Source organism: Stenotrophomonas sp. EMP41 (genome assembly GCF_047495535.1).
Lineage (GTDB): Bacteria > Pseudomonadota > Gammaproteobacteria > Xanthomonadales > Xanthomonadaceae > Stenotrophomonas > Stenotrophomonas sepilia.
The window spans coordinates 1737853-1750421 of the sequence record NZ_CP179923.1 but is presented as its reverse complement, the minus strand read 5'-3'; the positions used below and the strand labels follow the sequence as shown (position 1 = coordinate 1750421).

10 protein-coding genes are annotated in these 12569 nt (G+C 67.4%); 1 reads left to right on the top strand and 9 read right to left on the bottom strand.

Features of this window, described 5'->3' with window-relative positions:
- The first annotated feature begins 94 nt into the window (after nt 1–94).
- Nucleotides 95–2299 carry an ATP-binding protein gene (locus ACMGRF_RS07970; RefSeq protein WP_258014901.1) on the top strand — a complete coding sequence of 735 codons (2205 nt, stop codon included), beginning with the start codon at nt 95–97 and terminating at the stop codon, nt 2297–2299.
- Here ACMGRF_RS07970 and ACMGRF_RS07965 read toward each other — a convergent pair.
- From ACMGRF_RS07965 to ACMGRF_RS07925, 9 genes are all read right to left on the bottom strand, one after another.
- On the bottom strand, nt 2256–3011 hold the full coding sequence (locus ACMGRF_RS07965) for a SapC family protein (protein ID WP_099495647.1): 756 nt from the start codon (nt 3009–3011) through the stop codon (nt 2256–2258). The genes ACMGRF_RS07970 and ACMGRF_RS07965 overlap by 44 nt on opposite strands.
- Before the next feature lie 110 nt (nt 3012–3121).
- Nucleotides 3122–3394, bottom strand: coding sequence for a hypothetical protein (locus tag ACMGRF_RS07960; RefSeq protein WP_005409616.1), 273 nt, complete (start codon nt 3392–3394; stop codon nt 3122–3124).
- A gap of 203 nt (nt 3395–3597) precedes the next feature.
- Nucleotides 3598–5634: an elongation factor G gene (fusA, locus tag ACMGRF_RS07955; protein WP_414485790.1), complete on the bottom strand. Its 2037-nt coding sequence runs from the start codon at nt 5632–5634 to the stop codon at nt 3598–3600.
- A 417-nt stretch (nt 5635–6051) separates the two neighbouring features.
- Nucleotides 6052–6801, bottom strand: a complete 750-nt coding sequence (locus ACMGRF_RS07950) for a hypothetical protein (RefSeq protein WP_414485789.1) — start codon at nt 6799–6801, stop codon at nt 6052–6054.
- Between the two features lie 64 nt (nt 6802–6865).
- Nucleotides 6866–7627, bottom strand: a complete 762-nt coding sequence (locus tag ACMGRF_RS07945) for a heme ABC transporter ATP-binding protein (protein WP_180878847.1) — start codon at nt 7625–7627, stop codon at nt 6866–6868.
- On the bottom strand, nt 7624–8667 hold the full coding sequence (locus tag ACMGRF_RS07940) for a FecCD family ABC transporter permease (protein WP_049412822.1): 1044 nt from the start codon (nt 8665–8667) through the stop codon (nt 7624–7626). The genes ACMGRF_RS07945 and ACMGRF_RS07940 overlap by 4 nt, the downstream gene beginning before the upstream one ends.
- Complete coding sequence (locus tag ACMGRF_RS07935; RefSeq protein ID WP_180878844.1) at nt 8664–9710, bottom strand: heme/hemin ABC transporter substrate-binding protein; 1047 nt, start codon at nt 9708–9710, stop codon at nt 8664–8666. Before ACMGRF_RS07935 ends, ACMGRF_RS07940 begins: the two co-directional genes overlap by 4 nt.
- A gap of 51 nt (nt 9711–9761) precedes the next feature.
- On the bottom strand, nt 9762–11138 hold the full coding sequence (locus tag ACMGRF_RS07930; protein ID WP_099495651.1) for a YncE family protein: 1377 nt from the start codon (nt 11136–11138) through the stop codon (nt 9762–9764).
- A 122-nt stretch (nt 11139–11260) separates the two neighbouring features.
- Nucleotides 11261–12289: an alpha/beta hydrolase gene (locus ACMGRF_RS07925; protein ID WP_414485788.1), complete on the bottom strand. Its 1029-nt coding sequence runs from the start codon at nt 12287–12289 to the stop codon at nt 11261–11263.
- Between the last annotated feature and the right edge of the window lie 280 nt (nt 12290–12569).

The following is a 12569-nucleotide window of genomic DNA, read 5'->3' as shown; positions in this document are numbered from 1 at the left end:
CGCGTCGGCGGAAGATATCCGGTCACCACGCTGGCCGCCGGGCAGCAGCGTGCGGGTCTCCACCGCCCCGTCCCTACGCCCCGTGCCCGCGGCGATGGCCGATCCGTCATCACCGCCGACGCTCGCCCATGGCTACGCCAACCTGGTGGCGCGTCACGCCCAACTCAGCTTCCTGGAACAGCCCTACCCGACGACCGTCGCATCGATCCTCGCTGTGTGCCATCACGAGGCCGACCTGGTCATGGTGTTTGGCGGCGCGAGACACCAGAAGCTGCCCTGCCCCGACCTTGCCGCGTCCAGCCGCTTCCGGGGTGGCGCCACCCTGCTGGCAGGGCGCGCCGGCGAATGGCTGCCACGGGAGATACGCGAGCTCGACGGCCGGGTCGTGGCCGTCGTTGAAGGCGGGCCCTACGCCGGATGGCTGCGCGCGCATCACCCTCAGATCCAGCTGCAGCAGCTGCCTGATCGGTACGCCGCATTGGCGGCAGTCCAATCCGGCGTGGCCGACGTGGCGATTGGCCTGGAATCCACGCTGCGCCCGCTGGTTCGACGCCATTTCAACGGCAGCCTGCGCCTGCAGCCATTCGACAGTGACTTCTCCACCGACCTCTACCTGCTCGTCCGCCGGGAAGACCAGCAGCTGCTTGAACGCATCGGACAGGCGTTGCGGGAGATCACGCTGGAGGAGCATGCGAGCCTGCTCCATCTGTGGGCAGGCCAGACCCTGCCGGCGGCGGCGGGAAACGCACTGGACTGGATGCAGGCCTCGCCCCCGCGCGGCTGGCTGCTACTGGCCCCTCTGCTGGTCGCCCTGCTGCTGTGGCCCATGACCCGTCACCTGCGGGTACGGGGCGACCGTCGCAGCGCGCAGGCCATCGGGATGATCAGTCACGAGATGCGCAATTCGGCACAGGCCGTACTGGCCTCGATCGAGCTGCTTGGACAATCGACACTGCCGAAAGGCGAGCGCGATCTGCTCGCCGCTGCCAGCAGCGCCAGCCAATCCCTGCGCGGCCTGTTGAATCGTGCACTGGACTTTTCGCGCCTCGCCAGCGGCGCTTTCAGGCCGCATGCACAAGCCTGTGATGCGACCCGGCTTTGCCGGCAGGCACTGGAGGCCATTCGGCCACAGGCGCAACAGAAAGGCCTGCAGCTGCATCTTGACGCCCCGACCGAACCTTCTCCGATCATTCTGGTGGACATTGATGCGCTACGCCAGATTGCCAGCAATCTGCTGGCCAATGCGGTGAAGTTCAGTGATATCGGCGGCATCGAGCTGCGCCTGCGGCTGCTTCCAGCAGCGCGGCCGCAAGAGCTGCTGCTGGAGGTGATCGACAGCGGGATCGGGATCGCGCCAGCGCAGGTAGCCGAACTGTTCCAGCCTTTCCGTCAAGGCAACGGTGGGCATCAGCGTGGCGGTAGTGGCCTCGGGCTTTCCATCGCACGCGAGCTGGCACGTGCGATGGGGGGCGATCTGACCGTGCACAGCGTCCTCGGTCGCGGCAGCCGCTTCATCCTGCGCCTGCCGGTGTGCGCAGCTGACTCTGCCGAGAGTGTCCGGGACATGCCCGTGGAGGGCACGCCGCTGGCCGGGCTGCAACTGCTGCTGGTGGAGGACCACGCACTCAGTCGCCACGTCATTGCCGAACAGTTGCGGCGCTGGGGCGCCGAGGTATGTGCCCTGGAAGACGCGGCCAGCGCGCTGGCCGAACAGATACGCCACCCCCGCCCTGCCGTGCTGATCGACATTGGGCTGCGTGGCATCGATGGCTACGCACTGGCACGCGAACTGCGCGCCCGTGGCGGGCATCCGGCCCGCCTGATCGCCTTGTCTGCCCGCACCGGGCGACGTCACCACGCGCGTTGCCGCCGCTCGGGTTTCGACGCGGTGCTGGCCAAGCCGCTGCGCGCCGCCGAACTGCTCGCCGCGCTGGGCATTCCGGCGCCGCAGAGCCCGGACGCGCTTGAGCAGGCGACTGAAATGGACGCGGCCTACAGCGCCGACATCTGCGATGAACTCAGCAGGATCGAGCGGATCGTCGATCACGCAGACGCATCGGCGCTCGGTCATCACGCGCACCGATTGCAGGGCGCGCTACAGATGCTGGGTCAACGCGAGCACGCCGCCATCGCGGCCGAGCTGGTCGATCTGGCGCAGGACGCCACGCCGGACTGGGCCGACGCACGTCGCCTGCTGGGTGTACTGCAGGCCGGACAGGGCGCCCGCGCTGCGGGAACCCTGCCCAACCCCTTGATCACGCGGCCAGACGCTCGACCTGGCGACGGGTCAGGTCATTGAAGCGACCCAGCGACATCAGGTGCTGGTGGATCAGTGCCAGCCAGCCACTGCGGTGCCACTCGACCACGGTTGCTTCCGGCAGCGCGACGAACTTCTCGACGTCCACGACCAGGAAGCCGTTGAGGTTGAACTCCCGGCCATCCGGGGTGCGCACGGTGGCATTGCGCTCGACCAGCAGGCCGTTGTCGACCAGGGCCTTGGAGAAGGCCTGGGTCTGTTCGTGTTCGCGGGTGTACTGGCCGCAGAATTCCAGGGCCTGCTGCACCATCTCGGTGGCCTTGCCGTCAACGAACAGCGGCTGGCCTTCCTCGCCCCCCTTGACCACGCGCGGGCTCTCTTCGTCGATGCCCAGCAGGAAATCATTCTCCGCGCCGGTGTCGATGAAGATGAAGGGGTGGCGGCGCAGGTAGGCGGGAATGTAGGCCTCGTCTTCCCACAGGCCATCCTTGATGAACAGGTTCTGGTCGGACACGCCCACGGCAGCCATCGGAACCGCGCTCGGGCCGGCAAACAGGATCGGGAAGTGGTGCAGGGCCAGCGAGAACTCGCCCAGCACCAGCGGAATGGCATTGTTGCCGGCGGCGAACTCCAGCCTGCCCGGCAGGATGCGCAGATCGGCATGCACATCGGCCTGCAGCGGCACCGGGCGGGTATAGAACAGGGGGGCGCCGCTCGGCGCCGCTTCGGTGGTGGTGTCGCTGGTGGTGGTCATGTTGGGAACCGTTCGATCATGCGCGCCTGCCATCCCGGGCACGCCAGCGGGAACAACCTGAATCCCGCATTATCAACAAGCTCGATGACAACGGCCACCCCACCGGCGAACTATTTCAGCTGCAGGGGGTAGCGCTGCCAGAGTACGTGGACCAGGAAACCGGCCAGCTCGGTATCGCGGGCACTGACCGCCGCACGGATCTTGTCCAGCAGCACCATGTCGCTGCAGGAACGCACGTCGGCATGGTTGGCCTGCCCCGCCCTGCGCGCACGATAGCGCGCGGCCCGCTGCGCATCGCTCATCGCGTACCCGAACTTGGGCGGACGACCGCGCTTGCGCGGCAGGGTCAGCTCCAGGGTTCCGGGGTCTTTGTCATCACGCATGAGAGGGGTGCGGGCGGCGGCGAGCAACGGGGGGTGCGCAATTTATCGTGAGGCATCACTTTAATCCAGCTTTTTCTACAGATTTGTTGCGGCGCAATGCAAACGTTCGCGCACGAATGCGGTTTCATCCACGCATGGCGGGGATACGGGACCCACGGCAATGCGAAAAAAGGGAGCCCGCGAACGGGCTCCCCTCACCTTGCCTATGCCGCACGTACTGGCTCATAGCCGTGCAGGTGCGCCTCACTGCTGGCCCGCCCCTGGCTGAGCGAACGCAGCGAGGTGGTGTAACCCACCAGCTGCGCCAGTGGCGCGAAGCCACTGACCTCGGCACGACCGTCCTGGTCCTCGATGCGGGCGATGCGGCCATGGCGCCGGTTGAGGTCGCCGACTACATCACCCACCGACGCCGAAGGCGAATGCACCGTCACCGCCATCACCGGCTCCAGCAGCTGCGTGCCACCCTCGGCCAGCGCCGCCTTGATCGCCTCGGCGCCTGCGCGATGGAACGCCATCTCCGACGAGTCCTTGGCATGGGTCTGGCCATCGACAAGACTGACCTCGATGCCGACCACCGGATGACCCTGCGGACCTTCCGACAGTGCAGCACGCACGCCCTTTTCCACCGCCGCGATGAAGCTGCGCGGCACCACGCCACCGACGATGCGGTCGTTGAACACGACAAGGTCGTCGTCGCGCGGCGCCACATCCAGCACCACGTGCGCGAACTGGCCCTGGCCGCCGGTCTGCTTGACCAGCCGCCCGACGACGCCCGTCATCGCACGCATCGGCGTCTCCTGGTAGGCCACGCGCGGCGCACCTACGGCCACGTCGACCTTCCATTCGCTGCGCAGGCGCTCCACCATCACCTCCAGGTGCAGCTCGCCCATGCCCCAGACCAGGGTTTCGGCCGTATCGCGATCGGTCTCGACGCGGAACGACGGATCCTCCTGGGCCAGGCTGGCCAAACCCTGTGCCATCCGGATCAGGTCGGCCGCACGCGCCGGTTCCAACCGCCACGCCAGCACCGGTGCCTGTGCCTGGATGTTCTCCAGGCGCAGCGGCTGCTCACGACCGCTCAGCGTTTCACCACTGACCGCATCCTTCCAGCCCAGCACTGCAACGATGTCACCGGCCACGGCCTGTTCGATGTCGTGGGTCTGGTCGGCCTGCACCCGCACCAGCCGACTGACACGCCGACCCTGCGGATGCTGCGAACTGGCCACCGCGTCGCCCACCTTCAAGGTGCCCGAATACAGCCGCACGAAGCTGAGCGCGCCGTGCTGCTGGTGGGTGATCTTGAACAGCAGGCCGGCCAGCGGACCGTCCGGATTCGGCGGCAGCACCACCTCGCCCTCATCGCTTTCGGCGCTGACAGCCGGGCGATCCAGCGGCGACGGCAGGTAATCGACCACCGCGTCGAGCAGCGTTTCGATGCCCTTGTCCTTGAACGCAGCACCGGCCAGCACGGGCACGCCCGCACCCGCCAGCGTCGCCCGGCGGATCGCCGCGCGCAGCTGCCCGGCATCGATCACGCGACCTTCCAGCCAGGCATCGGCCAGTTGCTCATCGTGATCGGCCACGGCCTCGACCAGCGCATCGCGCTGGGCTTGCCACTGGGCCCGTGCCGCTTCGTCCCAAGGGATCACCGTGGTTGCGGCGCCCTCCTGCCACTGCAGCACGCGCTCATCGACCAGATCGACCCAGCCGTGGAAGCCGCTTTCGCTGCCCAACGGCACGCCCAGCGCCCACGGCCGCGCGCGCAGCTTGTCCTGCAGCTGCTCCAGCACGCGCTCGAATGAAGCGCCGACGCGGTCCATCTTGTTGACGAAAGCGATCAACGGCACGCGGTGGCGACGCGCCTGGCGCCACACGGTTTCGGACTGCGGCTGCACGCCATCCACGGCCGAGAACACGGCCACAGCACCGTCAAGCACGCGCAGTGAACGCTCGACTTCGATCGCGAAGTCGATGTGGCCGGGGGTGTCGATCAGGGTCAGCCGATGCGGCGGCAGGTCGCGCGGCGCCCACTGCGCCTGCACGGCAGCCGCGCCAATGGTGATGCCACGTTCGCGCTCGATCGCCGAGAAGTCGGTCGTCGCATTGCCATCGTGCACTTCGCCGACGCGATGGATTTCGCCGCTTTTCCACAGCAGTCGTTCGGTCAGCGTGGTCTTGCCGGCGTCGATGTGGGCAATGATGCCAAGGTTGCGACGGCGCGAAAGGACTTGGGTGTTCATGAGAAAGGTTCCTGCAAAGCCAACTTCGGGGGCCGCGCACCCCGGTTGGCGACAGGGTGCGCGGCTAGCGTTCGGTCTCGGCGATCTGGTGCATGGCATGTTCTCCTTGCGGTACGTCGGGTCAGGGGAAATGGAACTGCAGAAACGAAAAGAGCGCCCCGAAGGGCGCTCTGTGGATCATCCAGCGACAGCCGCTTCAGCGGCCCCGTGGGGCTCCAGGCAGACACGCCCGTTCCGCGCTTGCGCGGGTCAGGGTGAAAAACTTCAGGAGCGGCATCCGGTTCATGGGGCGCATTCTAGACCTGCCACTCTGGCGCGCAAGTGAACATTGCAAACATAAATGGAACGATGAGGCCGACAATGATCGGGGTCAGATCCCTTTGCCCCTGGGCAAAGGGATCTGACCCCTGGCAGCCCTCACTTGCAGCCGTGCAGCCTGCGCGCCTCGGCCACCGTTGCGGCCCGGTCATCCCCCATCGACATCCACCCCTGCAACGACATCGCCGGATCCACCTGTGCCTGTCGGGGGCCGCCATGGATCACAACCTCGATCCAGCTCCCCACCGGCGCCAACTCAGACAGGCGCGCCGCCTGATCATCCTCGGTGCTGAATGTGTCGTCCCGACCCGCCGGCGGTGTGGTGTTCACGGTTTCCGTCTTGCGGGTTCGGACCCGAAGTGCACCATCCGGCAGCCGCTGACTGATCACGTCGTAGCGCTCGATACCGTATGCCCAGCTGTTCTCGCCAACCCTGCGGGTCTCGCTGCCGTCATCCGCCACGGTCACCACCTCGCCTGCCGGCCCGACAACACCCGCGACAGCCCCCAAGCCGGACATCAGTGCCTGATAGACGATCATCTGCCGCTGCTCGGTGACCAGCGCTCCGGCCTTGAGCTTGGCGGCAGGAATCTGCAGGTATGCGGCCTCCTTGCAAAGCACCAGCACCTGCTGGTCATCCCAACTCACGGACATTTCCTCGTTGGCGAAGTACTGCGTTTTCATCGAGGCCACAGCGGCCCCCTCGCCACTGGAATGCCGGGTTTCGATCAGCGAGGCATTCTCGGCCGCGTTGGTCAGCGAAACCTGGGAGGTCGAGGCTGCATTGGCAGCGCACACCGAAGCAATCATCGCGGCAAGCAGCACGCTGCGGGTAACGGTGCGGAACATGGCATCAGTCCATTGAAGAAAACGAAGCCGCCATGATACCCGGAGCAACCTGGCGGACCTTCGCTCAGGTCACCACCACCAGCGGAACCCCGCGCCGCGGATGCTCCAGCACCACCACATCCTGCTGGTAGACCCGCCGCAGGTTGTCTTCGGTGAGCACCTGCAGCGGCGTGCCATCGGCCGCCACCCTGCCCTGCTCCAGCAGCACGATGCGGTCGGCATAGCCCGCGGCCAGATTGAGGTCGTGCAGGACCACGATCACGCACGCACCGGCTTCGGCACACGCACGCACACTGCGCAGCGTGCGCTCCTGATGGCGCAGATCCAGCGCCGCGGTCGGTTCATCAAGCAACAGAAGCGGCGTGTCCTGCGCCAGCACGCGCGCGAACGTGGTCCGGGCGGCCTCACCACCAGACAGCTGCTGCACCTCGCGCAGGCGCAACGCCTGCAGTTCAGCGCCATCGATGGCCGCCTCCACCCGGGCATCGTCCGTGACCGGGTCCGTCGGATGCGGCAATCGCCCCATCGCCACCACCTCTTCGACGCTGAAGGCAAAACGCACGCCGTGCTCCTGCGGCATCACCGCGCGCTCGCGCGCCAGCGGCCCCGCCTTGTAGCTGGCCAGCGGCCTGCCCAACAGGCTCACCTCGCCCGCATCGGCGCGCAGGTCGCCGGCCGCGACCGCCAACAGCGTGGACTTGCCCGCACCGTTCGGGCCCACCAGTGCGGTCACCGTACCCGGTTCGAACGCCAGCGAAATGCCGTGCAGGATCTCGCGTTGCTGGCGGCGCACCACCACATCGTGCAGCTTCAACAGCACACTCATGGCACCGCCTTGCGGCGCTGCTGCAGCACCAGCCAGAGGAAGAACGGCGCACCCAGCGCGGCCGAGAACAGGCCCAGCGGAATCTCCGCCGGCGGATCCAGCGTGCGTGCGGCGGTATCCGCCACCACGATCAGCAGTGCACCCAGCAGGCCGGACAACGGCAGCAACCAGCGATGGCCGGGGCCCACCAGCAGGCGCGCCACGTGCGGCACCACCAGGCCGACGAAGCTGATCGAGCCCGCAAACGCCACCGCCGCCCCGACCAGCAGCGCGCTGAACGCCACCAGTCGACGGCGCGTGCGGGTCACATCCAGTCCCAGATGCTGGGCCTGGCGCTCGCCCAGCGCCAGCATGTCCAGCGGCGTTGCCAACCGTTGCAGTGCCAGCACACCGATGGCAAACAGCGGTGCCACGGCGGCCACGTCGGCCCAGTTGGCACGGGCCAGCGAGCCCATCTGCCAGAACACCAGCGACTGCAGCTCGCTTTCGCTGGCAATGTAAGTGAGGAAACCAATCAGCGCCGAGCAGAACGCGGCCATCGCGATGCCGACCAGCAGCAGCGTCGCATTGCCACTGCCCTTGCCCGGCCGCGCCAGCGCATAGGTCAGGCCGATGGCCAGGGCGCCACCGACGAAGGCGGCAACCGGCACCAGCCAACCGGCGGCACCTGCAGCGCCGAGAACAATGGCAGCCACTGCACCCAGCGCAGCACCCTGGCTGACACCGACGATGCCGGGGTCGGCCAGCGGATTGCCGAACAGGCCCTGCAGACTGGCACCGGCCATCGCCAGCGACGCACCGACCATCGCGCCCAACAGGGCACGCGGAATGCGCAGCTGCCAGACCACCGCCAGATCGCGGTTGCTGACCGCCTGCGGATCAAGCAGGCCCAGCTTCACCGCCAGCGCCTGCATCACCTCCAGCGGCGGCAACCGCAACGGACCTACGGCGAACGACGCCAGCACGGCCCCCAGCAGGGCCAGCAACGCCACCATCAACATCATCCGCCCACGACGGCGGCGCCGATCCGCTGGACTCATGCCTTCGGCATCGCCGCGAAAGCCTCGGCAAGGGCCAGTGCACCCGCACCGGAGCCCACGCTGGTGTACTTCAGCTGCACATCCGGCATCACCCAGACCCGATTGGCCTGCCCGGCCGGGGTCTGCTTCAGCGTCGGGTACGCCTTCCACAGGCCTTCGGCACCGCCGAACAGCTGCAGGTCGTGCTCAGTCACCAGGATCACTTCCGGTGCCGCGGCGACCACGCCTTCATTGCTCAGCTGCGAGTAGTTCTTCACCCCCGCCTCGGTGCCGATGTTGATGCCGCCCGCCAGTGCGATCAGCTGCGCCGACGCACTGTCGGCACCGGCGACGGTCGGAGAGCCACCGGCACCGGTGGCCGAGACGTGGATCACTCGTGGTGCATGGCCCAGGCCCTTGCCAATCGCTGCAGCCTCGTCGAGCTGACGCTGCACCTGCGTGGCAAGTACCTGCCCTGCTTCGGCCAGCCCTAGTGAAGCAGCGACCTTGCGCACCTTGTCAGGTGCCGGCTGCAGGTCATCAATGACCACCGCCGGCTCACCGACTTCGCGCAGCTTCTTTGCCAGTTCGGTGTGGCGACGCAGGCTGTTGCCGAGGAACAGCGAGCCCTGCAGGCTCAGCACACCCTCCACGCCCGTGGTCCGGTTGAACAGGAACTGGTGCGGCGCGGCCCGGCCGGTCTGGGTGGTGGTGTTGGTCGGCGCGGCAAAGACCTGCTTGCCCAGCCCCAGTGCTTCGATCACCGCGATGACGTCGTCGCCACCGGCAATGATCCGGCTGGTATCGGTCACCTCGATATCGGCGCCGTCATCGGAATGCACCTTGGCCGGCAGCACCGCCTTCTGGTCATGCACGGTCGGCATCTCGGCACCGGCCACGCGCTGCCAGCCTGCCGGCAACGCGGTTTCGGCAGCGGCTGTTGCGGCGGGCGGCTCGGTAGTCTTGCCGGCATCAGGCGGCGTTGACGAGCCACTGCAGGCGGACAGCGCCAGCGAAACAGCCAACGGAAGCGCACACAGGCGCAGACGGGACGCGATGTTCATGCTCGTTCTCCTTGCTGGCAGGGCGACGCGCACGCCGCCCCACCGTGTGACTTACTGCTTCGGGGTGATGCGGGTGATGCGGTCACCCTTCGGATCCTCGGCGCCGCGCGACTTGTTCACCGCGAACACGTTGCCCTTGCCATCGGCGCGGACGTGGTTCGGCAGCGTGCCGCCATCAAGATTGGCGACCACCTTGCCGTCACCATTCACCACGGTGACCGTGCCAGCGCCACGGTTGCTGACATAGGCCAGGCCGGAGGCATCATCGAAGGCGACGTTCAGCGCACCGGCGCCAACCGGCACGTCGTGCAGCACCTTGCCGGCGGCCACATCGACGATCAGCAGGTTGTCGGTGCCCTGCGAGGCCACGTACAGGCGGTTGCGCGCCGCGTCGAAGGCCACGCCCGAGGCACTGATCGCGTTGCCCAGGTCGATGACCTTCTCGACCTTGCCGCTGGCCACATCGATCACCGCCGCTTCCGGCGTGCCGATGCTGACGGTGAACAGCTTGCCGCCCTTCTCGTCCAGCACCAGGCTCATCGGCGTGAACTTGCCGTCATCCACGCCGGACTCCAGCGTCACCGGCGGCAGTTCCTTGAAGGTCCGGGCGTCAAACACCGACAGGTGGTCCTCGCCAGTGGCCGACGCGAACACCTTGCCGCGGGCGCCGTCGACCACCACGTCGCGCGCATGTGGCACGGTGTCGACGGGGAACTGGTGGACCAGCGAGAGGTCCTTCTGGCGGTAGACCGCGATCGAGTTCTGCCGGGTATTGGTGACCCAGACATTACCGTTGGTGTCATCCACGCCGACGCCGTAGACCGCGTACACCGCGCCGTTGGTGCTGCCCGGCACCTGCGCCGGGGTGATCGCCCTGGTCACCTTCAGCGACGTCGGGTCCAGCTTCAGCAGCTGCGACTGGGTCACCGGCGGGCGACCCACCGCCGAGGTCACGAATACTGCATTGCTGGCGGCACTGTAGGCGGACTGGTACAGGCCCGGCACCAGCTTGTTGGACTGGGTGGCGAACTGCGCCTGGCCGGACAGCGGCAGCTGCGGCGACACGCGCAGCTTCAGCACCGTGGCTGCAGCCGGCTGGCTGGCGCGCACCACCACCGGGTGGGTGCCCGGCACCGCATCGGCCGGAATGCTCAGCTGGGTCTTGAAGTTGCCGTCGGCATCGACCACCAGCGGCTGCGTGTTGAGCACGCTGTCGCCACGCAGCAGGCTGACCTTCTGGCCCGGCACGAAGCCACGACCAACCACGTCGGCAGTGCTGCCGGGAACCACGTTCTCACCGCGCGAGACAACCTCACCCTTGAAGGTGGCGTTGGCCGGCTGATCGAACACCGGCTGGGCGGTGGCGGTCACCGCCAGCAGCAGGCCGGCGGCGAGAGAGGTAAGGCGGAAAGACGGACGGAACGACATGGCAGGCTCCTTGCACACGTAGGCCGCGCCACGTGGCGCGGGAGTCATCGGTTGCCTGGGCCGCTGCACGCCGGCAGCCTCGCCTGGGTAGTGGGGTCGCACGGCATCGCGTGCGAAGGCATTCATTCGCCGGCGTTGTCCCCGCCACTGGGCGCACCATCGCCGGCGCTGCGGTCGGACACGCCATACAGTTCATGCAGCGCAGCGTGGAACGATGCCGGCAGCATCGGGCCGTGGCCGAGGCCATCGAACTCGCGGTACTGCACGCTCAGGCCCGGCACCTTGCCCAGCCGCTCGGACAACTGCATCGCCGCATCCGGGGCGGCGCCACCGATCCGGCGCAGATGCGCAACCACGCGCGGGTTGCTCATATCGCGCTTGCCGCGATCACCGACGCGCTCGGCGCCGCCCAGCATCAGCCAGAGCTTTGCCGGCTGGCCGTGCACGTTCTGCACGAACTGCTGCTCCGGATCACCCAGCGCCGCGCCCTGGCTCCACCACAGCGACGGGCTGGCGGCCAGATAGGACTGGAACGCGGCAGGTCGCGTGTACAGCGCATTGAGCACGAACAACCCGCCCAGCGAATGGCCCCACAGCGCCTGCTGCCGCGTATCGATGCGTGCGCGACGCTCGACTTCCGGCTTGATGCGGCGCTCGATCACGTCAAGGAAAGCCGCAGCGCCGCCGCCGACTGCCTGGGTCGTGCCGCTCTCGTCGTCGGCACGGTCGATCCACGCGGTGTAGTCGCGGGTACGCGCCTTGGAATCGATGCGCAGGTCGTTGTCATAGCCGATCAGCACCAGTACCGGCGGCGCCTTGCGCGCGGCCAGCTCGGCCAGCAGCGGCTGGTCCAGCACCATGGCCACGGCGTTGCCATCCAGCGCGTACAGCACCGGGGATGGGGTCTTGCCGGCCCTGGCTGGAATCGCCAGGTTCACCCGCCAACGGCGCTGCTGGTCCGGGCTGTCCACCACGAAACGTTCAAAGCGATAGCTGGCCGCCGGCTCGTCCAGCACGGTGTGGCCGATCTTCTGCAGCGGATTGCGCTGCTGCGCATTGGCGTACGGAGTGGCCAGGAGCAGACCCATCATCAAGGCAGCCAGGCCGCGGGCCAATGGACCACGGCGCGAAGGCAGGACGAAATGCTTCATCAGTGGCGGCAGGAGCGGCCGATGGCCGCCGGTTCTCAGGGGACCGCAGTCTACCTTAAACGCGAATGATTATCACATCGATCAAACGTCACGCTGTGTATCACGCGCGCGATGCGTTCATTTTCCCGGTTGCGCCGGAAACACCTAATCCACTATTTTGCCGGTCAGCGGGGCGCAGGAGCGCCCTTCCCTCGCAGGGCTGCGGATGGATGGGCAATCGAGCCGCCGGCCGCGCCCTGTCCTTTACCAAACCCATCCATGCATGGCATGGATCTACTGA

Excerpts from the sequence above, each read along its gene's own strand:
- ACMGRF_RS07970 (WP_258014901.1), top strand. The coding sequence starts at position 95 with ATGGCCGATCCGTCATCACCGCCGACGCTCGCCCATGGCTACGCCAAC.
- ACMGRF_RS07965 (WP_099495647.1), bottom strand. The coding sequence starts at position 3,011 with ATGACCACCACCAGCGACACCACCACCGAAGCGGCGCCGAGCGGCGCC.
- ACMGRF_RS07960 (WP_005409616.1), bottom strand. The coding sequence starts at position 3,394 with ATGCGTGATGACAAAGACCCCGGAACCCTGGAGCTGACCCTGCCGCGC.
- fusA (WP_414485790.1), bottom strand. The coding sequence starts at position 5,634 with ATGAACACCCAAGTCCTTTCGCGCCGTCGCAACCTTGGCATCATTGCC.
- ACMGRF_RS07950 (WP_414485789.1), bottom strand. The coding sequence starts at position 6,801 with ATGTTCCGCACCGTTACCCGCAGCGTGCTGCTTGCCGCGATGATTGCT.
- ACMGRF_RS07945 (WP_180878847.1), bottom strand. The coding sequence starts at position 7,627 with ATGAGTGTGCTGTTGAAGCTGCACGATGTGGTGGTGCGCCGCCAGCAA.
- ACMGRF_RS07940 (WP_049412822.1), bottom strand. The coding sequence starts at position 8,667 with ATGAGTCCAGCGGATCGGCGCCGCCGTCGTGGGCGGATGATGTTGATG.
- ACMGRF_RS07935 (WP_180878844.1), bottom strand. The coding sequence starts at position 9,710 with ATGAACATCGCGTCCCGTCTGCGCCTGTGTGCGCTTCCGTTGGCTGTT.
- ACMGRF_RS07930 (WP_099495651.1), bottom strand. The coding sequence starts at position 11,138 with ATGTCGTTCCGTCCGTCTTTCCGCCTTACCTCTCTCGCCGCCGGCCTG.
- ACMGRF_RS07925 (WP_414485788.1), bottom strand. The coding sequence starts at position 12,289 with ATGAAGCATTTCGTCCTGCCTTCGCGCCGTGGTCCATTGGCCCGCGGC.